This window comes from Escherichia sp. WS33 (genome assembly GCF_046486385.1).
Lineage (GTDB): Bacteria > Pseudomonadota > Gammaproteobacteria > Enterobacterales > Enterobacteriaceae > ECMA0423.
The window spans coordinates 69,139-89,861 of record NZ_JBJQLJ010000011.1; the positions used below are offsets into that span (position 1 = coordinate 69,139).

Below are 20,723 nucleotides of genomic sequence, written 5' to 3' on the forward strand. Positions count from 1 at the left end.
GCCGCACCAAAAGCGCAACGTATAAGGGAGCGGTGAGATAAACGATGGGCGTTACCTGACGCGAAAAATTCCTTATCGGCAGCGGGGTAATGAGCGTAACCAACTCTGCGACCGCAATTATAACACTCTGGGGAGAAATGTGCCGAAAACATTCATTCTTGTGGTGAAAACAAGCATCGTGGTACCCAGAAATTATTCGGCAATCGTCCGAGGCGCATTTGATTGAGATAATTAAGGTAATCCCGGCGGGGAATTTCGCAGGCACCAAGCGATGCTGTGTGATCGTTAAGGACCTGGCAGTCGATAAGCTTACCGCCATGACCGATAAATTCCTCACAGAATACCAGAAGCGCCGTTTTAGACGCATTTTCCATCCGGCTGAACATGGACTCGCCACAAAATAGCGTTCCCTGGGCCACGCCGTACATACCGCCGACAAGCTCATCTTCACGCCAGACTTCAATGGAGTGGGCATGGCCGAGTTCGTGAAGGCGATGGTAGGCTTCGACCACGCCACGCGTGATCCAGGTTCCTTCTTCGCGATCGCTGGCACAGCCTTCAATGACCTGACCAAAAGCGTAATTCATCGTGACACGATAGGGCGAGCGTTTATGAAATCGCTTCATACTACGGCTGATATGCAGTGATTCTGGCCATAGCACCGCGCGGGGATCGGGCGACCACCAGAGGATGGGGTCGCCTGGAGAAAACCACGGAAAAATACCACGCTGGTAAGCCATTAACAGGCGCGCAGGGCTAAGATCGCCCCCAAGTGCCAGCAGGCCGTTAGGCTCACGTAATGCGCCTTCCGGGGAAGGGAAGGCTATTGAATGGCGAGAAAGCTGAACCAGGCGCATGACCGCAAAACTCCACGCAAGTCGGATCGTTCAATAATAGCTTACAAACCCTGCTTGAACTGGTAATAACGCCCCTGTCTGGCAAGCAGCTCTGCGTGAGTACCTTGCTCAATAATTTGCCCGTTGTCCATCACTATTATTTGTTGGAAACGAGAGAGTCCGCGAAGTCGATGGGTGACCATTAACACCGTTTTCTCACGCATCATTTCTGCAAGCAATTCAAGGATCTGGCTTTCGGTTGTGGCATCTAAGCCTTCGGTAGGTTCATCCAGCAACACCAGTGGCGCATCATGTAACAGCGCACGGGCGATAGCCAGACGGCGCAGTTCACCACCGGAGAGCTGGCGTCCGCCTTCACCTAACCAACTGTTGAGACCTGCATCCTCGAGCAGCTTCTCCAGGCCAACGCGACGCAAGCTCTCCGCCAGAGCCTCATCACTACTGCCAGGCGAGGCGAGTAACAGATTATCACGCAGCGTGGCGCTAAACAGATGCACTCGCTGAGGAACAACGCTGATGGTCTGTCGTAGAGCCGCTTCATTCAGGCTGGCTATGGGGCTATCGTTAAGCAAAATCTCGCCCTGTTGCGGGTCCCAAGCGCGGGTCAGCAGTTGTAACAGTGTTGATTTGCCGCATCCGGTTCGCCCGAGAATCGCAATATGTTCCCCGGCGTTTACCTGAAGAGAAATCCCTTTAAGTGCCTGTTGGGATTGCTCCGGATAAGTGAACTGAACATCCCGTAATGTCAGCGAAACGCGATCGGCAACACGAGTTTGGGTATCAGGGAAGGTGACTTCCGGTTTTTGATCCGTTAAATCAGTGATCCGAACGGCAGAGGCAATGACTTGCCCCAGATGCTGAAATGCACCCGTTACTGGTGCCAGTGCTTCAAACGCGGCTAACGCGCAGAAGACAAACAGGGCAATTAACGCGCCGGGTTGAGCATTGCCGCCAACGCCGCCAGACGCCATCCACAGCATCAGGATCACCGCTAACGCGCCAATGAGTAGCATTATCGCTTGCGACAATGCGGTCAGTTCAGATTGACGGCGTTGCGCTTCCAGCCATTGAATTTCTGTATTCTCTAGTTGCGTGCGATAACGATCGCTGGCACCAAAAATGGTCAGCTCAGCTTGCCCTTGCAGCCAGGCCGTCAGTTGTTGGCGATACTGTCCGCGAAGATGAGTCAGATTTTGCCCGGTGCTTTTTCCCGCACGATAAAACAGCGGTGGCATCAGGAAAAGCGTCAGTAACATAATGCCGCCCAGCGTAAAGGCGAGGGTGAAATCAAGGAAACTTAACCCGATTGTCACCACCATAATCACCACAAAAGCGCCCACCAGCGGCGAGATAACGCGCAGATAAAGATGATCGAGCGTATCAACATCCGCCACCACGCGATTGAGCAATTCGCCCTGACGATAGCGCGCCAGTCCGGCAGGGGAGAGGGGCAGCAATTTGCTGAAGGTGTAAATGCGCAGATGCTGCAACACGCGGAAAGTCGCGTCGTGACTTACCAGACGTTCAAAATAACGCCCGGCAGTACGGGTGATTGCTGCGCCACGCACGCCCGCAGCGGGTAGCATATAGTTGAAGCTGTACAGTCCGGCAACCCCCGCAACCGCTGAGGCCGAGAGGAACCAGCCGGAAAGTGTCAACAGACCGATACTGGCGAGCAGCGTGACAATTGCCAGCACGATACCAAGACTTAACATCCATTTATGACGTTTATACAGTGCCAGATAGGGTAGCAAAGCGCGCATTTAAATCTCCTCCTGACGATGGGCCAGTAATGTGGCGAATGGGCCACCAGCCACACTTAATTCCGCGTAACGTCCTTGCTCAATAATCCGGCCATCCTGCATAACCCAAATGACATCCCAGTCAGCAAGATCTTCTAACTGGTGGGTGACCATTAACGTTGTCTGGCGCAGAGAGGCGGCATTCAGCGCCTCCATTACGCGCTGTTCACTGTGAGCATCAAGGCTGGCAGCGGGTTCATCCAACAGTAATAGCGAACAGGGATTTAGTAACGCACGGGCCACCGCCACGCGCTGCGCCTGCCCCACGGAAAGGCGGGCAGCCTGGTCGCCAACAGGCGTATCAACGCCTTGTGGCAGGAGCGGTAGAAACTCGCTGACCCAGGCGTTATCCAGCGCTGCTTGTAATTCTTGTTCGCTGGCATCAGGTCGCGCCAGTAGTACGTTATCCCGCAATGTTGCTGCCGGTAATTGTGGGTTTTGCCCAACCCAGGAGAGATGTTTACGCCATGATTCTGGTGATAAATCGCGTAATTCTATCCCGTTGATTCGTAATGATCCCTGATATGAAAGAAAACCAGAAAGCGCGTTCAGCAGTGAGCTTTTACCTGAACCGCTGCGACCAACCAACACTGCACGTTGGCCTGCTGGCAAAGTAAAGTTCAGCGGTCCGGCCAGCGTTTTACCTTCCGGCGACGTGATAAACAGATCCTCGGCCTCAATGGTCACCGGATCGGTCGATGCTAATTCCGCCTCACCGCGCTGCGGATGGGCGAGCGGGGTTTCCATAAACGTTTTCAGACTGTCAGCTGCACCAACAGCCTGGGCTTTAGCATGATAAAACGTACCGAGATCGCGCAATGGCTGGAAAAACTCTGGCGCAAGGATCAGGGCCAGAAAACCCGCAGCCAGCGTCACACCGGTATCGTAGTGACCAAAATCCAGCTCGCCGAGATAGGAAAAACCAAAGTAGACCGCCACCAGAGCAATTGACAGCGAGGTAAAAAATTCGAGAATGCCGGAGGATAAAAACGCCAGCCGTAGCACTTCCATTGTCCGTTGGCGGAAATCTTCCGAAGCAGAACGAATACTTTCAATTTCAGCTTCACCACGACCAAAAATACGCAATGTTTCCATGCCGCGCAGGCGATCGAGGAAATGCCCACTTAAGCGAGCAAGAGCGAGAAAGTTACGCCGGTTAGCATCGGCAGCCCCCATCCCAACCAGCGCCATAAACAACGGAATTAACGGTGCTGTGCCCAGCAGAATGAGCGCCGCAGCCCAGTTAGAGGGGAAGATCGCCACCACAATCAGCAACGGCACCGACACTGCCAGCGCCATTTGCGGCAGGTAGCGTGCATAGTAATCATGCATATCGTCAATTTGCTCGAGTACCAACGTCGCCCAGCTCCCCGCAGGTTTACCCTGAATCCACGCTGGCCCTGCTTGTTGCAGACGGTCGAGAACCTGACGGCGGATGGCAAAGCGGATATGCTGCCCGGCGTGATAACCCACCCGTTCGCGTAACCAGACCACCCATGCGCGCAGTACAAAGGTCAGAACCAGTAACGTAAAGGGAAGCAGCAGGGCTTCACGGGGAATATTCTCCATAATCATATGTTGCAGAATTCGCGCCATGAACCAGGCCTGGGCAATGATCAATATGCCGCTTACAAAGCCCAGCAGACGAGAAATATTCAGCCAACGTTGGGAGATGACGCTTTGCTGTTTTAACCAGCGGGTTAACTCTTTTTGACGGGATTTATTCATTGCACGCTTAGCAGGTGAGTTATCAGAATTATTTGCAGAGCAATGTTACAACGGGGAAAAAATAAAGGCGACCCATAGTCGCATGGTGTCACCTTCTTTACTTTTGTTACTGATTTGTAAAATTATTTTGCGTCAGCTAAACCATCGAGGTAGCGTTCCGCATCAAGTGCTGCCATGCAGCCTGTACCGGCCGAAGTAATGGCCTGACGATAAATATGATCCATCACGTCACCCGCGGCAAAGACGCCAGGGATGCTGGTCTGGGTGGCATTACCATGAATACCCGACTGCACTTTGATGTAGCCGTTTTCCAGTTCCAGCTGCCCTTCGAAAATGGCAGTATTCGGGCTGTGACCGATAGCAACAAACAGACCAGCAACGTCGAGTGACTCGATGTTATCGCTGTTTTGCGTATCGCGCAGACGAACGCCAGTGACACCCATTTGATCGCCGGTCACTTCTTCCAGCGTACGGTTGGTGTGCAGAATGATGTTGCCGTTCTCCACTTTATCCATCAGACGCTTAATAAGGATTTTTTCCGCGCGGAAACCGTCACGGCGGTGAATCAGATGCACTTCCGAAGCGATGTTAGACAGATACAGCGCCTCTTCAACCGCGGTATTGCCGCCGCCGATGACCGCAACTTTCTGGTTGCGATAGAAGAAACCGTCGCAGGTTGCACAAGCAGAAACCCCACGGCCTTTAAAGGCTTCTTCAGAGGGCAGGCCGAGATAGCGTGCAGAAGCTCCGGTGGCAATAATCAGCGCGTCGCAAGTGTATTCGCCGTTATCGCCATTCAGACGGAACGGACGGTTTTGCAGATCCACCTTGTTGATATGATCAAAAATGATCTCAGTTTCAAACTTGGTGGCATGTTCGTGCATGCGCTCCATTAATAACGGACCGGTCAGATCGTTTGGATCGCCAGGCCAGTTTTCCACTTCCGTGGTGGTGGTCAGTTGGCCGCCTTTTTCCATGCCGGTAATCAGCACAGGTTGCAGGTTGGCGCGCGCCGCGTAGACAGCAGCGGTGTATCCCGCCGGGCCTGAACCCAGGATAAGCAGTTTACTGTGTTTGGTCGTGCCCATGAGATCCCCATAGTTGTTGGCAGACAATGGGCAGGATTGTAGGGAATTTACAGACGTAAAAAAAGAGTATGACGATTTTGTTAACAATTTGTGCAATCGGCAGCATCGATAAGCAGGTCAAATTCTCCCGTCATTATCACCTCTGCTACTTAAATTTCCCGCTTTATAAGCCGATTAAATGATGAATAAACGCCCCTGTTAATGAATATCTGGCATGTTGTACTAAAAATCGATGTTTTGCTTTGACAATCCCCTGGTGTTTTGCGAAAACATTCGAGGAAGAAAAAAAACAGTATTCTTATATGCGCATAACCATGCATGTAAATACCATGTTTACCGTGCTAGTGAAATCTACGTATGGCGTGGACAGACGCCATTCGTGATGTCGATAGCTGCCACAAGGCAACGGTCTTCTCACCGTAGACCCAGGCATTGCGCGCCGTGAATCTTCATGATTTCGGTCTATCGTGACGGGTAGCGACTCTGAACAGTGATGTTTCAGGGTCAGACAGGAGTAGGGAAGGAATACAGAGAGACAATAATAATGGTAGATAGCAAGAAGCGCCCTGGCAAAGATCTCGACCGTATCGATCGTAACATTCTTAATGAGTTGCAAAAGGATGGGCGTATTTCTAACGTCGAGCTTTCTAAACGTGTGGGACTTTCCCCAACGCCGTGCCTTGAGCGTGTGCGTCGGCTGGAAAGACAAGGGTTTATTCAGGGCTATACGGCGCTGCTTAACCCCCATTATCTGGATGCATCACTTCTGGTATTCGTTGAGATTACTCTGAATCGTGGCGCACCGGATGTGTTTGAACAATTCAATACCGCTGTACAAAAACTTGAAGAAATTCAGGAGTGTCATTTAGTATCTGGTGATTTCGACTACCTGTTGAAAACACGCGTGCCGGATATGTCAGCTTACCGTAAGTTGCTGGGGGAAACCCTGCTGCGTCTGCCTGGCGTCAATGACACACGGACATACGTTGTTATGGAAGAAGTCAAGCAGAGTAATCGTCTGGTTATTAAGACGCGCTAACACGGAACAGGTGCAAAATCGGCGTATTTTGATTACACTCCTGTTAATCCATACAGCAACAGTACTGGGGTAACCTGGTACTGTTGTCCGTTTTAGCATCGGGCAGGAAAAGCCTGTAACCTGGAGAGCCTTTCTTGAGCCAGGAATACACTGAAGACAAAGAAGTCACATTGACAAAGTTAAGTAGCGGCCGCCGCCTTCTGGAGGCGTTGCTGATCCTTATTGTCCTGTTTGCCGTCTGGTTGATGGCTGCCTTACTAAGCTTTAACCCTTCGGACCCCAGCTGGTCGCAAACGGCCTGGCATGAACCTATCCATAATTTAGGTGGGATGCCCGGTGCGTGGTTGGCAGATACGCTGTTCTTTATTTTTGGCGTGATGGCTTACACCATTCCCGTCATTATTGTCGGCGGTTGTTGGTTTGCCTGGCGTCATCAGTCCAGCGACGAATACATTGATTATTTTGCCGTTTCGCTACGCATCATTGGCGTTTTGGCGCTCATCCTTACCTCCTGTGGTCTGGCGGCAATCAACGCTGACGATATCTGGTATTTTGCCTCCGGTGGCGTCATTGGCAGCTTACTAAGTACTACGCTACAACCACTGCTACACAGTAGCGGGGGAACTATTGCGCTGCTCTGCGTTTGGGCTGCGGGCCTGACGCTGTTCACCGGTTGGTCATGGGTGACCATTGCTGAAAAACTCGGCGGCTGGATTTTAAACATTCTCACCTTCGCCAGTAATCGTACCCGTCGCGATGATACCTGGGTCGATGAAGATGAATATGAAGATGACGAAGAGTATGAAGATGAAAACCACGGCAAACAGCATGAATCACGCCGTGCCCGTATTCTTCGCGGCGCGCTAGCGCGTCGTAAACGGTTGGCGGAAAAATTCATTAATCCGATGGGGCGGCAAACAGACGCTGCGTTGTTCTCCGGTAAGCGGATGGATGATGACGAAGAGATTACCTACACTGCACGCGGTGTGGCTGCCGACCCGGACGACGTCCTATTTTCGGGCAATCGTGCAACGCAGCCAGAATATGACGAATACGATCCATTATTAAACGGTGCGCCAATTACCGAACCTGTCGCTGTAGCAGCTGCTGCTACCACGGCGACACAAAGCTGGGCTGCGCCGGTTGAACCTGTGACTCAGACGCCGCCTGTTGCCTCTGTTGATGTTCCACCCTCGCAACCTACAGTAGCCTGGCAGCCTGTACCGGGTCCACAAACGGGAGAGCCGGTTATTGCTCCTGCACCGGAAGGTTACCCACAGCAGTCACAATATGCGCAGCCTGCAGTGCAATATAATGAGCCGCTGCAACAACCAGTACAGCCGCAGCAGCCGTATTATGCACCTGCAGCTGAACAACCTGCGCAACAACCTTACTACGCTCCTGCGGCGGAACAACCTGTTCAGCAACCGTATTACGCAACTGCGCCGGAACAGCCTGCACAACAGCCGTATTACGCCCCTGCGCCAGAACAACCGGTGGCAGGTAACGCCTGGCAAGCCGAAGAGCAGCAATCCACTTTTGCTCCACAGTCTACATACCAGACTGAGCAAACTTATCAGCAACCAGCCGCTCAGGAGCCGTTGTACCAACAGCCGCAATCCGTTGAACAGCAGCCTGTTGTGGAGCCTGAACCCGTTGTAGAAGAGACAAAACCCGCGCGTCCGCCGCTTTACTATTTTGAAGAAGTGGAAGAGAAGCGAGCCCGTGAACGTGAACAACTTGCGGCCTGGTATCAACCGATTCCAGAACCGGTTAAAGAACCAGAACCGATCAAATCTTCGTTGAAAGCGCCTTCTGTTGCAGCAGTACCTCCAGTAGAAGCCGCTGCCGCTGTTTCTCCGCTGGCATCTGGCGTGAAAAAAGCGACACTGGCGACGGGGGCTGCCGCAACCGTTGCCGCGCCAGTCTTCAGTCTGGCAAATAGCGGTGGACCGCGTCCGCAAGTCAAAGAGGGGATTGGCCCGCAGTTGCCACGACCGAAACGTATCCGCGTGCCAACTCGTCGTGAACTGGCGTCTTACGGTATTAAGCTGCCCTCACAGCGTGCGGCGGAAGAGAAAGCCCGTGAAGCCCAGCGCAATCAGTATGATTCTGGCGATCAGTATAACGATGATGAAATCGATGCGATGCAGCAGGATGAACTGGCACGTCAGTTCGCCCAGACACAGCAGCAACGCTATGGCGAACAGTATCAACATGATGTGCCCGTAAACGCAGAAGATGCAGATGCTGCGGCAGAGGCTGAACTGGCTCGTCAGTTTGCGCAAACTCAACAACAACGTTATTCCGGCGAACAACCGGCTGGGGCGAATCCGTTCTCGCTGGATGATTTTGAATTTTCGCCAATGAAAGCGTTGCTGGATGATGGTCCACACGAACCGTTGTTTACGCCAATTGTTGAACCTGTACAGCAGCCGCAACAACCGGTTGCACCGCAGCAGCAGTATCAGCAGCCGCAACAACCAGTTCCGCCACAGCAGCAATATCAGCAGCCGCAACAGCCGGTTGCGCCGCAGCCGCAGTATCAGCAGCCACAACAGCAGGTTGCGCCGCAGCCACAATATCAGCAGCCGCAACAACCGGTTGCGCCACAGCCGCAATATCAGCAGCCGCAACAACCAGTTGCGCCGCAGCCGCAGTATCAACAGCCGCAACAACCGGTTGCACCGCAGCAGCAGGATACCCTGCTTCATCCGCTGTTGATGCGTAATGGCGACAGCCGTCCGTTGCATAAACCGACGACGCCGCTGCCTTCTCTGGATTTGCTGACACCGCCGCCGAGCGAAGTGGAGCCGGTAGATACCTTTGCGCTTGAACAAATGGCTCGCCTGGTGGAAGCGCGTCTGGCTGATTTCCGTATTAAAGCCGATGTCGTCAATTACTCTCCGGGGCCGGTTATCACTCGCTTTGAACTTAACCTGGCTCCTGGCGTAAAAGCGGCGCGCATTTCTAACTTGTCACGGGACCTTGCCCGTTCACTTTCGACGGTGGCGGTGCGTGTCGTTGAAGTTATTCCTGGCAAACCCTATGTAGGTCTGGAGTTACCAAATAAAAAACGACAAACCGTTTATCTGCGCGAAGTTTTGGATAACGCCAAATTCCGCGATAATCCGTCGCCATTAACAGTGGTGCTGGGTAAAGATATCGCCGGTGAGCCGGTGGTTGCCGATCTGGCGAAAATGCCGCACTTGTTGGTTGCGGGGACTACCGGTTCCGGTAAATCTGTCGGTGTGAACGCGATGATCCTGAGCATGCTTTATAAAGCACAGCCAGAAGATGTGCGTTTCATCATGATCGACCCGAAAATGCTGGAGCTTTCGGTTTATGAAGGCATTCCGCATCTGTTAACGGAAGTCGTTACTGATATGAAAGATGCCGCCAACGCGCTGCGCTGGTGTGTTAACGAGATGGAGCGTCGTTATAAACTGATGTCTGCGCTGGGTGTGCGTAATCTGGCGGGTTATAACGAAAAAATTGCTGAAGCCGATCGCATGATGCGTCCGATTCCAGACCCGTACTGGAAGCCGGGTGACAGTATGGATGCCCAGCATCCGGTGCTGAAAAAAGAACCATACATTGTGGTGTTGGTTGACGAATTTGCCGACCTGATGATGACGGTAGGTAAAAAAGTGGAAGAGCTGATAGCACGTCTGGCGCAAAAAGCCCGTGCCGCGGGTATCCACCTCGTACTGGCAACTCAGCGTCCATCGGTTGATGTTATTACTGGTCTGATTAAAGCGAATATTCCGACCCGTATCGCCTTTACCGTATCCAGTAAGATTGACTCACGTACCATTCTTGATCAGGCTGGCGCGGAATCACTGCTGGGGATGGGGGATATGCTCTACTCTGGGCCGAACTCCACGTTGCCGGTACGTGTCCATGGTGCTTTTGTTCGCGATCAGGAAGTTCATGCCGTGGTGCAGGACTGGAAAGCGCGTGGTCGCCCACAGTATGTTGATGGCATCACTTCCGACAGTGAAAGCGAAGGTGGCGCGGGCGGTTTCGATGGCGCTGAAGAACTGGATCCGTTGTTCGATCAGGCGGTGCAGTTTGTCACTGAAAAACGCAAAGCGTCAATTTCTGGCGTACAGCGTCAGTTCCGCATTGGTTATAACCGTGCAGCGCGTATTATCGAACAGATGGAAGCGCAGGGGATTGTCAGCGAACAGGGGCACAACGGTAATCGTGAAGTGCTGGCCCCACCGCCGTTTGACTAATTAATGCATTGCCGGATAAGGCGCGGTAGCGTCGCATCCGGCACTCTATCAACTGAAAATTCAGTATTTTCTTCTTTCCTCAAGCTGATTATTAGCCTGGAATAGAGAGTAGAGGGAACTCCCGATCGGGAGTGACGTAATTTGAGGAATAATGATGAAAAAAATTGCCATCACCTGTGCATTACTCTCAAGCTTAGTAGCAAGCAGCGTTTGGGCTGATGCCGCAAGCGATCTGAAAAGCCGCCTGGATAAAGTCAGCAGCTTCCACGCCAGCTTCACACAAAAAGTGACTGACGGTAGCGGCGCGGCGGTGCAGGAAGGTCAGGGCGATCTGTGGGTGAAACGTCCAAACTTATTCAACTGGCATATGACACAACCTGATGAAAGCATTCTGGTTTCTGACGGTAAAACACTGTGGTTCTATAACCCGTTCGTTGAGCAAGCTACGGCAACCTGGCTGAAAGATGCCACCGGTAATACGCCGTTTATGCTGATTGCCCGCAACCAGTCCAGCGACTGGCAGCAGTACAATATCAAACAGAATGGCGATGACTTTGTCCTGACGCCGAAAGCCAGCAATGGCAATCTGAAGCAGTTCACCATTAACGTGGGACGTGATGGCACAATCCATCAGTTTAGCGCGGTGGAGCAGGACGATCAGCGCAGCAGTTATCAACTGAAATCCCAGCAAAATGGGGCTGTGGATGCAGCGAAATTTACCTTCACCCCGCCGCAAGGCGTCACGGTAGATGATCAACGTAAGTAGAGGCACCTGAGTGAGCAATCTGTCGCTCGATTTTTCGGATAATACTTTTCAACCTCTGGCCGCGCGTATGCGGCCAGAAAATTTAGCACAGTATATCGGCCAGCAACATTTGCTGGCTGCGGGGAAGCCGTTGCCGCGCGCTATCGAAGCCGGGCATTTACATTCTATGATCCTCTGGGGGCCACCGGGTACCGGCAAAACAACCCTCGCTGAAGTGATTGCCCGCTATGCGAACGCTGATGTGGAACGTATTTCTGCCGTCACCTCTGGCGTGAAAGAAATTCGCGAGGCGATCGAGCGCGCCCGGCAAAATCGCAATGCAGGTCGCCGCACTATTCTTTTTGTTGATGAAGTTCACCGTTTCAACAAAAGCCAGCAGGATGCATTTCTGCCACATATTGAAGACGGCACCATCACTTTTATTGGCGCAACCACTGAAAACCCGTCGTTTGAGCTTAATTCGGCACTGCTTTCCCGTGCCCGTGTCTATCTATTGAAATCCCTGAGTACAGAGGATATTGAGCAAGTACTAACTCAGGCGATGGAAGACAAAACCCGTGGCTATGGTGGTCAGGATATTGTTCTGCCAGATGAAACACGACGCGCCATTGCTGAACTGGTGAATGGCGACGCGCGCCGGGCGTTAAATACGCTGGAAATGATGGCGGATATGGCCGAAGTCGATGATAGCGGTAAGCGGGTCCTGAAGCCTGAATTACTGACCGAAATCGCAGGTGAACGTAGCGCCCGCTTTGATAACAAAGGCGATCGCTTTTACGATCTGATTTCCGCACTGCATAAGTCGGTACGTGGTAGCGCACCCGATGCGGCGCTCTACTGGTATGCGCGAATTATTACCGCCGGTGGCGATCCGTTATATGTCGCGCGTCGTTGCCTGGCAATTGCTTCCGAAGATGTCGGCAATGCCGACCCACGGGCGATGCAGGTGGCAATTGCGGCCTGGGATTGCTTTACTCGCGTTGGCCCGGCGGAAGGTGAACGCGCCATTGCTCAGGCGATTGTTTACCTAGCCTGCGCGCCAAAAAGCAACGCTGTCTACACTGCGTTTAAAGCCGCGCTGGCGGATGCTCGCGAACGTCCGGATTATGACGTGCCGGTTCATTTGCGTAATGCGCCGACGAAATTAATGAAGGAAATGGGCTACGGGCAGGAATATCGTTACGCTCATGATGAAGCAAACGCTTATGCTGCCGGTGAGGTTTACTTCCCGCCGGAAATAGCACAAACACGCTATTATTTCCCGACAAACAGGGGCCTTGAAGGCAAGATTGGCGAAAAGCTCGCCTGGCTGGCTGAACAGGATCAAAATAGCCCCATAAAACGCTACCGTTAATGTTATCGTTGCGGTAATGTTGTTACTGTATCCCTGTGGTCGCAGGCTGTGGCCACATCTCCCATTTAATTCGATAAGCACAGGATAAGCATGCTCGATCCCAATCTGCTGCGTAATGAGCCAGACGCAGTCGCTGAAAAACTGGCACGCCGGGGCTTTAAGCTGGATGTAGATAAGCTGGGCGCTCTTGAAGAGCGTCGTAAAGTATTGCAGGTCAAAACGGAAAACCTGCAAGCGGAGCGTAACTCCCGATCGAAATCCATTGGCCAGGCGAAAGCGCGCGGGGAAGATATCGAGCCTTTACGTCTGGAAGTGAACAAACTGGGCGAAGAGCTGGATGCAGCAAAAGCCGAGCTGGATGCTTTACAGGCTGAAATTCGCGATATCGCGCTGACCATCCCTAACCTGCCTGCAGATGAAGTGCCGGTAGGTAAAGACGAAAATGACAACGTCGAAGTCAGCCGCTGGGGCACCCCGCGTGAGTTTGACTTTGAAGTTCGTGACCATGTGACGCTGGGTGAAATGCACTCTGGCCTCGACTTTGCAGCCGCAGTTAAGCTGACCGGTTCCCGCTTTGTGGTAATGAAAGGGCAGATTGCTCGCATGCACCGCGCACTGTCGCAGTTTATGCTGGATCTGCATACCGAACAGCATGGCTACAGTGAGAACTATGTTCCGTACCTGGTTAACCAGGACACGCTGTACGGTACGGGTCAGCTGCCGAAATTTGCTGGCGATCTGTTCCATACTCGTCCGCTGGAAGAAGAAGCAGACACCAGTAACTATGCGCTGATCCCAACGGCAGAAGTTCCGCTGACTAACCTGGTGCGCGGTGAAATCATCGATGAAGATGATCTGCCAATTAAGATGACCGCCCACACCCCATGCTTCCGTTCTGAAGCCGGTTCATATGGTCGTGACACCCGTGGTCTGATCCGTATGCACCAGTTCGACAAAGTTGAAATGGTGCAGATCGTGCGCCCGGAAGACTCAATGGCGGCGCTGGAAGAGATGACTGGTCATGCAGAAAAAGTCCTGCAGTTGCTGGGCCTGCCGTACCGTAAAATCATCCTTTGCACTGGCGACATGGGCTTTGGCGCTTGCAAAACTTACGACCTGGAAGTATGGATCCCGGCACAGAACACCTACCGTGAGATCTCTTCCTGCTCCAACGTTTGGGATTTCCAGGCACGTCGTATGCAGGCACGTTGTCGCAGCAAGTCGGACAAGAAAACCCGTCTGGTTCATACCCTGAACGGTTCTGGTCTGGCTGTTGGTCGTACGCTGGTTGCGGTTATGGAAAACTATCAGCAGGCTGATGGTCGTATTGAAGTACCAGAAGTTCTGCGTCCGTATATGAACGGACTGGAATATATTGGCTAATACCCAATTTTTCTGAATCTAAAAAGCGCCTGCGGGCGCTTTTTTTGTCTCCCTTTGATACCGAACAATAATTACTCCTCACTTACACGTAATACTACTTTCGAGTGAAAATCTACCTATCTCTTTGATTTTCAAATTATTCGATGTATACAAGCCTATATAGCGAACTGCTATAGAAATAATTACACAATACGGTTTGTTACTGGAATCAATCGTGAGCAAGCTTGAGTGAGCCATTATGAAAACGAAAATCCCTGATGCGGTATTGGCTGCTGAGGTGAGTCGCCGTGGTTTGGTAAAAACGACAGCGATCGGCGGCCTGGCAATGGCCAGCAGCGCATTAACATTACCTTTTAGTCGGATTGCGCACGCTGTCGATAGCGCCATTCCAACAAAATCAGACGAAAAGGTTATCTGGAGCGCCTGTACAGTTAACTGTGGTAGTCGCTGCCCGCTACGTATGCACGTCGTGGACGGTGAAATCAAATATGTCGAAACGGACAATACCGGCGATGACAATTACGACGGCCTGCACCAGGTTCGCGCCTGTCTGCGTGGGCGTTCCATGCGTCGCCGTGTCTACAATCCGGACCGCCTGAAATATCCGATGAAACGAGTCGGGGCGCGCGGTGAAGGCAAATTCGAGCGCATTAGCTGGGAAGAAGCCTACGACATCATCGCGACCAATATGCAGCGCCTGATCAAAGAGTACGGCAACGAGTCTATCTATCTGAACTATGGCACCGGTACGCTGGGCGGCACCATGACCCGCTCCTGGCCGCCGGGAAATACCCTGGTCGCGCGCCTGATGAACTGCTGCGGCGGTTATCTTAACCATTACGGTGACTACTCTTCTGCGCAAATTGCGGAAGGTTTGAACTATACCTACGGCGGCTGGGCAGATGGTAACAGCCCGTCGGATATCGAAAACAGTAAATTGGTAGTGCTGTTTGGTAATAACCCAGGCGAAACGCGAATGAGTGGCGGTGGGGTGACTTACTATCTTGAACAGGCACGCCAGAAATCTAATGCCCGCATGATCATCATCGATCCGCGCTATACCGACACCGGTGCCGGGCGCGAAGATGAGTGGATCCCTATTCGTCCAGGAACAGATGCCGCACTGGTTAACGGTCTGGCGTATGTCATGATCACCGAAAACCTGGTGGATCAGGCATTCCTTGATAAATATTGCGTTGGCTACGATGAGAAAACCCTGCCCGCTAGCGCGCCGAAAAATGGCCACTATAAAGCTTATATTCTGGGTGAAGGGCCAGATGGCGTGGCTAAAACACCGCAATGGGCCTCACAAATCACCGGTGTTCCGGCAGACAAAATCATCAAACTGGCTCGTGAAATCGGCAGTACCAAACCGGCGTTTATCAGCCAGGGATGGGGCCCGCAGCGTCACGCTAACGGTGAAATCGCAACCCGTGCTATCTCGATGCTGGCGATTCTGACCGGTAACGTTGGTATTAACGGAGGCAACAGCGGCGCGCGTGAAGGTTCATACAGCTTACCGTTTGTCCGTATGCCGACCTTGGAAAACCCGATCCAGACCAGCATTTCGATGTTTATGTGGACCGATGCCATTGAACGTGGCCCGGAAATGACAGCGCTGCGTGATGGTGTACGCGGGAAAGATAAGCTGGATGTGCCGATCAAAATGATCTGGAACTATGCCGGTAACTGCCTGATTAACCAGCATTCTGAAATCAACCGTACCCATGAAATCCTTCAGGATGATAAGAAGTGCGAGCTGATTGTGGTTATCGACTGCCACATGACCTCATCGGCGAAATATGCTGACATCCTGCTGCCTGACTGCACCGCTTCCGAACAGATGGACTTTGCACTGGATGCATCCTGCGGGAATATGTCTTACGTGATTTTCAACGATCAGGTGATTAAACCGCGCTTTGAATGTAAGACCATCTATGAAATGACCAGCGAACTGGCAAAACGTCTTGGCGTTGAGCAACAGTTTACTGAAGGCCGTACACAGGAAGAGTGGATGCGGCATCTGTATGCCCAGTCGCGGGAAGCGATTCCTGAACTGCCAACGTTTGAAGAGTTCCGCAAGCAGGGGATCTTTAAAAAGCGCGACCCACAAGGGCACCACGTTGCTTATAAAGCTTTCCGTGAAGATCCTCAGGCAAATCCACTGACCACGCCATCGGGCAAAATTGAGATTTATTCGCAGGCGCTGGCTGACATTGCCGCTACCTGGGAATTGCCAGAAGGCGATGTAATCGATCCACTGCCGATCTACACGCCGGGCTTTGAAAGTTATCAGGATCCGTTGAACAAACAGTATCCGCTGCAGCTTACGGGTTTCCACTATAAATCTCGCGTTCACTCAACTTACGGCAACGTTGATGTGCTGAAAGCAGCTTGCCGTCAGGAAATGTGGATCAACCCGCTTGATGCGCAAAAACGCGGTATCAACAACGGCGATAAAGTCAGGATCTTTAACGATCGTGGTGAGGTTCATATTGAGGCGAAAGTGACGCCACGAATGATGCCGGGTGTGGTCGCACTGGGTGAAGGTGCCTGGTATGACCCGGATACAAAACGTGTCGATAAGGGCGGTTGTATCAACGTACTGACCACTCAACGTCCGTCTCCTCTCGCTAAGGGGAATCCGTCACATACAAACCTTGTTCAGGTTGAAAAGGTGTAAGGAGTAACCGATGACAACCCAGTATGGATTTTTTATTGATTCCAGCCGTTGCACCGGTTGCAAAACCTGCGAGCTGGCCTGTAAAGACTACAAAGATTTGACGCCAGAAGTCAGCTTCCGCCGCATTTATGAATATGCTGGCGGCGACTGGCAGGAAGATAACGGTGTCTGGCACCAGAACGTGTTTGCCTACTATCTGTCGATTTCATGTAACCACTGCGAAGATCCGGCTTGTACTAAAGTCTGCCCGAGCGGTGCGATGCATAAACGTGAAGATGGTTTTGTTGTGGTCGATGAAGATGTGTGCATTGGCTGCCGCTACTGCCATATGGCTTGCCCGTATGGCGCACCGCAATATAACGAAACGAAAGGCCATATGACCAAATGCGATGGTTGTTATGACCGTGTTGCGGAGGGTAAAAAGCCGATCTGTGTTGAATCTTGTCCGCTGCGGGCGCTGGATTTCGGCCCTATCGACGAGCTGCGTAAAAAACATGGCGATCTGGCGGCCGTTGCGCCGTTGCCGCGAGCTCACTTTACCAAACCGAATATTGTGATCAAACCCAATGCCAATAGCCGCCCGACCGGGGATACCACTGGCTATCTGGCAAACCCGAAGGAGGTGTGAGATGGGAAGTGGATGGCATGAATGGCCGCTGATGATCTTCACGGTCTTCGGGCAATGTGTAGCAGGTGGTTTTATCGTTCTGGCTTTGGCGCTGCTCAAAGGCGACCTGCGAGCAGAAGCCCAGCAGCGTGTTATCGCCTGCATGTTTGGTTTATGGGTGCTGATGGGCATTGGCTTTATCGCCTCTATGCTCCATCTTGGTTCACCAATGCGCGCTTTTAACTCGCTCAACCGGGTAGGGGCTTCAGCACTCAGTAACGAAATCGCCAGCGGTTCGATCTTTTTTGCCGTAGGCGGCATCGGCTGGTTGCTGGCAATGCTGAAAAAGCTGTCACCGGCATTGCGTACGCTGTGGCTGATAGTGACGATGGTTCTTGGCGTCATCTTTGTCTGGATGATGGTGCGTGTGTATAACAGCATTGATACCGTTCCGACCTGGTACAGCATCTGGACGCCGATGGGCTTCTTCCTGACGATGTTTATGGGCGGCCCGTTACTGGGTTACCTGTTGTTGAGTCTGGCTGGCGTCGATGGCTGGGCGATGCGTCTGCTGCCAGCAATTTCTGTACTGGCACTGGTAGTGAGTGGCGTGGTGTCAGTGATGCAGGGCGCAGAGCTGGCGACTATTCATAGTTCTGTGCAGCAGGCCGCAGCGCTGGTGCCGGACTATGGTGCGCTGATGTCCTGGCGGATCGTGCTTTTGGCCGTTGCCCTGTGCTTGTGGATTGCACCACAGCTAAAAGGTTATCAGCCTGCGGTTCCGCTACTATCCGTCTCATTCATTCTGCTTCTGGCAGGGGAATTAATCGGTCGCGGCGTATTCTATGGTTTGCATATGACCGTGGGGATGGCCGTCGCAAGCTAATCAGTAACAACCGGGGTTTCGGCCCCGGTTCTCTTTTATTTCTGCTTCGTTAACGTGTCATAACTGGTCATCAAATTACGATAATCAGGAATGTGGTTAGAGAACAACGTCGCCAGTCCTTCAATATCATTACGCCAGTCGCGATGCAGCTCGCACGCCACGCCGAACCATGTCATCAATTGCGCACCAGCTTGCGACATGCGATCCCATGCCGAATGCCGGGTAATTTCATTAAAGGTCCCTGACGCGTCAGTCACGACAAAGACGTCAAACCCTTCTTCAATGGCTGAAAGCGCCGGGAATGCCACGCAAACTTCGGTTACCACACCGGCAATAATTAACTGTTTTTTACCTGTCGCTTTGACAGCTTTTACAAAATCTTCGTTATCCCAGGCGTTAATATTTCCCGGGCGAGCAATGTAAGGTGTATCGGGGAATTGTGCTTTCAGTTCTGGAACTAATGGGCCGTTAGGACCGGTTTCAAAACTGGTGGTAAGAATAGTTGGTAAGTTGAAATACTTAGCCAGGTCACCCAGCGCCAGCACGTTATTTTTAAACTTATCAGGTTCGATATCCCGTACAAGGGAAAGTAAACCAGCCTGGTGATCAACAAGCAAAACGGCAGCATCATTTTTATCAAGACGAACATACGGTTTGGTCATCCTCTTCTCCTTTCGAGAGTCAGTGGTACGTCTGAAATCGATCAGATGCGATGCATTGCTCTGAAAGCATAGACGGGAAATATGAGTTTGCTGTGACCATGAAATTTTTCGACTGAACGAAGCGTATGAAATTTGTGTTAGTTCAATAAAAACAATCAGATGAGACTAATCATCTCTTCAGCATTAGCGTTATGAATGAGTAATATAAATCGATAATACCGCCGCTGGGATATCGCGTATTTTCACCCATTGACAATGTTTTTGGCGGTGGCATGATGCGCATGAAATTTGAACTTCCTCACGGTTTTAATTCATGTCCACGTATACCCGGCCTGTCATGCTTTTGCTGTCTGGCCTGCTTTTGTTGACTCTGGCGATTGCGGTGTTAAATACACTCGTGCCGCTTTGGCTCGCCCAGGAACACATGTCCACATGGCAGGTAGGCGTTGTCAGCTCATCCTATTTTACCGGCAACCTTGTCGGTACATTGCTGACAGGGTATGTCATTAAACGCATTGGCTTTAACCGCAGCTATTATCTGGCCTCCTTCATTTTTGCCGCTGGCTGTGCCGGCCTTGGCCTGATGATTGGTTTCTGGAGCTGGTTGGCGTGGCGTTTTGTCGCTGGCGTCGGCTGTGCCATGATTTGGGTGGTTGTTGAGAGCGCGCTGATGTGCAGTGGGACGTCACGTAACCGTGGGCGTTTGCTTGCTGCATACATGATGGTTTATTACGTGGGAACGTTTTTAGGCCAGTTACTGGTCAGCAAGGTCTCAACCGAGCTGATGAGCGTATTGCCGTGGGTTACAGGTTTGACATTGGCAGGGATCTTACCGCTGTTGTTTACGCGTGTGCTGAATCAGCAGGCTGAAAACCATGATTCGACGTCAATTACGGCAATGCTAAAACTCCGTCAGGCGCGGCTTGGCGTGAATGGCTGCATTATCTCAGGAATCGTTCTGGGATCTCTATATGGCCTGATGCCGTTGTACCTCAATCACAAAGGGGTGAGCAATGCCAGTATTGGTTTCTGGATGGCGGTACTGGTCAGTGCGGGTATCCTCGGACAATGGCCGATTGGACGTCTGGCGGATAAGTTTGGTCGACTGCTGGTGTTGCGTGTTCAGGTCTTTGTCGTCATTCTCGGCAGTATCGCGATGCTTAGCCAGGCGGCGATGGCCCCTGCGTTATTCATCCTCGGTGCCGCTGGCTTTACGCTATATCCGGTGGCGATGGCCTGGGCTTGTGAGAAAGTTGAACATCATCAACTGGTGGCGATGAACCAGGCCTTACTGTTGAGCTATACCGTGGGAAGTCTGCTTGGCCCGTCATTTACCGCTATGCTAATGCAGAATTTCTCCGATAATTTATTGTTTATCATGATCGCCAGCGTATCGTTTATCTATTTGCTGATGCTGCTGCGCAACGCCGGTCATACGCCGAAACCCGTTGCTCACGTGTAAATGAATTCAAGCAGAGTGTGAACTTACTGTTTCACACTCTGCTTTTTTGTTTCTTCTATCTGACTTGCTTTATTCCAAATTTTATTCGTTTAAAAATAAAATGTGCAGCAGGTTATAATTTTGCATTTCGCTATTTCCGCACTTCTTATTTGCCGCGCATAATCC

The 20,723-nt window shown here is 51.9% G+C and carries 14 protein-coding genes and 1 pseudogene; 9 read left to right on the forward strand and 6 right to left on the reverse strand.

The window, feature by feature from the left end:
- Window positions 1-7: 7 nt before the first annotated feature.
- The 5 genes and pseudogenes from ACJHXA_RS11400 to trxB form a co-directional block, all read right to left on the reverse strand.
- A pseudogene (locus tag ACJHXA_RS11400) lies at window positions 8-152 on the reverse strand (hypothetical protein); the annotation flags it as partial.
- Entirely contained in the window at window positions 153-857 is a 705-nt protein-coding gene (aat, locus tag ACJHXA_RS11405; RefSeq protein ID WP_001241678.1) for a leucyl/phenylalanyl-tRNA--protein transferase, read from the reverse strand.
- A gap of 41 nt (window positions 858-898) precedes the next feature.
- On the reverse strand, window positions 899-2,620 hold the full coding sequence (gene cydC, locus ACJHXA_RS11410; RefSeq protein ID WP_001202188.1) for a heme ABC transporter ATP-binding protein/permease CydC: 1,722 nt from the start codon (window positions 2,618-2,620) through the stop codon (window positions 899-901).
- Window positions 2,621-4,387, reverse strand: a complete 1,767-nt coding sequence (cydD, locus tag ACJHXA_RS11415; protein WP_001043587.1) for a heme ABC transporter permease/ATP-binding protein CydD — start codon at window positions 4,385-4,387, stop codon at window positions 2,621-2,623. It lies immediately after the preceding gene.
- A gap of 122 nt (window positions 4,388-4,509) precedes the next feature.
- Window positions 4,510-5,475: a thioredoxin-disulfide reductase gene (gene trxB, locus ACJHXA_RS11420; RefSeq protein WP_000537418.1), complete on the reverse strand. Its 966-nt coding sequence runs from the start codon at window positions 5,473-5,475 to the stop codon at window positions 4,510-4,512.
- Window positions 5,476-6,019: 544 nt separating this feature from the next.
- Here trxB and lrp point away from each other — a divergent pair.
- The 8 genes from lrp (at window position 6,020) to dmsC (ending at window position 18,434) form a co-directional block, all read left to right on the forward strand.
- Complete coding sequence (lrp, locus tag ACJHXA_RS11425) at window positions 6,020-6,514, forward strand: leucine-responsive transcriptional regulator Lrp (protein ID WP_000228473.1); 495 nt, start codon at window positions 6,020-6,022, stop codon at window positions 6,512-6,514.
- Between the two features lie 134 nt (window positions 6,515-6,648).
- Complete coding sequence (gene ftsK / locus ACJHXA_RS11430) at window positions 6,649-10,755, forward strand: DNA translocase FtsK (protein ID WP_000077063.1); 4,107 nt, start codon at window positions 6,649-6,651, stop codon at window positions 10,753-10,755.
- Window positions 10,756-10,909: 154 nt separating this feature from the next.
- Window positions 10,910-11,521 (forward strand): outer membrane lipoprotein chaperone LolA, encoded by a 612-nt coding sequence (gene lolA / locus ACJHXA_RS11435; protein ID WP_001295343.1) that lies wholly within the window; start codon window positions 10,910-10,912, stop codon window positions 11,519-11,521.
- A gap of 10 nt (window positions 11,522-11,531) precedes the next feature.
- The gene (rarA, locus tag ACJHXA_RS11440) at window positions 11,532-12,875 is read left to right on the forward strand and encodes a replication-associated recombination protein RarA (protein WP_000067755.1); all 1,344 of its coding nucleotides are present in this window, start codon (window positions 11,532-11,534) and stop codon (window positions 12,873-12,875) included.
- A 90-nt stretch (window positions 12,876-12,965) separates the two neighbouring features.
- Window positions 12,966-14,258, forward strand: coding sequence for a serine--tRNA ligase (gene serS, locus ACJHXA_RS11445; protein ID WP_000886683.1), 1,293 nt, complete (start codon window positions 12,966-12,968; stop codon window positions 14,256-14,258).
- Window positions 14,259-14,496: 238 nt separating this feature from the next.
- Window positions 14,497-16,941, forward strand: coding sequence for a dimethylsulfoxide reductase subunit A (gene dmsA, locus ACJHXA_RS11450; protein ID WP_000850317.1), 2,445 nt, complete (start codon window positions 14,497-14,499; stop codon window positions 16,939-16,941).
- Window positions 16,942-16,951: 10 nt separating this feature from the next.
- Window positions 16,952-17,569 (forward strand): dimethylsulfoxide reductase iron-sulfur subunit DmsB, encoded by a 618-nt coding sequence (gene dmsB / locus ACJHXA_RS11455; RefSeq protein WP_000213098.1) that lies wholly within the window; start codon window positions 16,952-16,954, stop codon window positions 17,567-17,569.
- Window position 17,570: 1 nt separating this feature from the next.
- Complete coding sequence (gene dmsC, locus ACJHXA_RS11460) at window positions 17,571-18,434, forward strand: dimethyl sulfoxide reductase anchor subunit DmsC (protein ID WP_000534637.1); 864 nt, start codon at window positions 17,571-17,573, stop codon at window positions 18,432-18,434.
- Window positions 18,435-18,469: 35 nt separating this feature from the next.
- Here the strand turns inward: dmsC and ycaC are convergent, their stop codons facing one another.
- Entirely contained in the window at window positions 18,470-19,096 is a 627-nt protein-coding gene (ycaC, locus tag ACJHXA_RS11465; protein WP_000165880.1) for an isochorismate family cysteine hydrolase YcaC, read from the reverse strand.
- Between the two features lie 313 nt (window positions 19,097-19,409).
- On the opposite strand from ycaC, the gene ACJHXA_RS11470 reads away from it, so the two are divergent.
- Window positions 19,410-20,558 carry an MFS transporter gene (locus ACJHXA_RS11470; RefSeq protein WP_000109289.1) on the forward strand — a complete coding sequence of 383 codons (1,149 nt, stop codon included), beginning with the start codon at window positions 19,410-19,412 and terminating at the stop codon, window positions 20,556-20,558.
- Window positions 20,559-20,723: the final 165 nt, after the last annotated feature.

Excerpts from the sequence above, each read along its gene's own strand:
- aat (WP_001241678.1), bottom strand. The coding sequence starts at position 857 with ATGCGCCTGGTTCAGCTTTCTCGCCATTCAATAGCCTTCCCTTCCCCG.
- cydC (WP_001202188.1), bottom strand. The coding sequence starts at position 2,620 with ATGCGCGCTTTGCTACCCTATCTGGCACTGTATAAACGTCATAAATGG.
- cydD (WP_001043587.1), bottom strand. The coding sequence starts at position 4,387 with ATGAATAAATCCCGTCAAAAAGAGTTAACCCGCTGGTTAAAACAGCAA.
- trxB (WP_000537418.1), bottom strand. The coding sequence starts at position 5,475 with ATGGGCACGACCAAACACAGTAAACTGCTTATCCTGGGTTCAGGCCCG.
- lrp (WP_000228473.1), top strand. The coding sequence starts at position 6,020 with ATGGTAGATAGCAAGAAGCGCCCTGGCAAAGATCTCGACCGTATCGAT.
- lolA (WP_001295343.1), top strand. The coding sequence starts at position 10,910 with ATGAAAAAAATTGCCATCACCTGTGCATTACTCTCAAGCTTAGTAGCA.
- serS (WP_000886683.1), top strand. The coding sequence starts at position 12,966 with ATGCTCGATCCCAATCTGCTGCGTAATGAGCCAGACGCAGTCGCTGAA.
- dmsA (WP_000850317.1), top strand. The coding sequence starts at position 14,497 with ATGAAAACGAAAATCCCTGATGCGGTATTGGCTGCTGAGGTGAGTCGC.
- dmsB (WP_000213098.1), top strand. The coding sequence starts at position 16,952 with ATGACAACCCAGTATGGATTTTTTATTGATTCCAGCCGTTGCACCGGT.
- dmsC (WP_000534637.1), top strand. The coding sequence starts at position 17,571 with ATGGGAAGTGGATGGCATGAATGGCCGCTGATGATCTTCACGGTCTTC.
- ycaC (WP_000165880.1), bottom strand. The coding sequence starts at position 19,096 with ATGACCAAACCGTATGTTCGTCTTGATAAAAATGATGCTGCCGTTTTG.
- ACJHXA_RS11470 (WP_000109289.1), top strand. The coding sequence starts at position 19,410 with ATGTCCACGTATACCCGGCCTGTCATGCTTTTGCTGTCTGGCCTGCTT.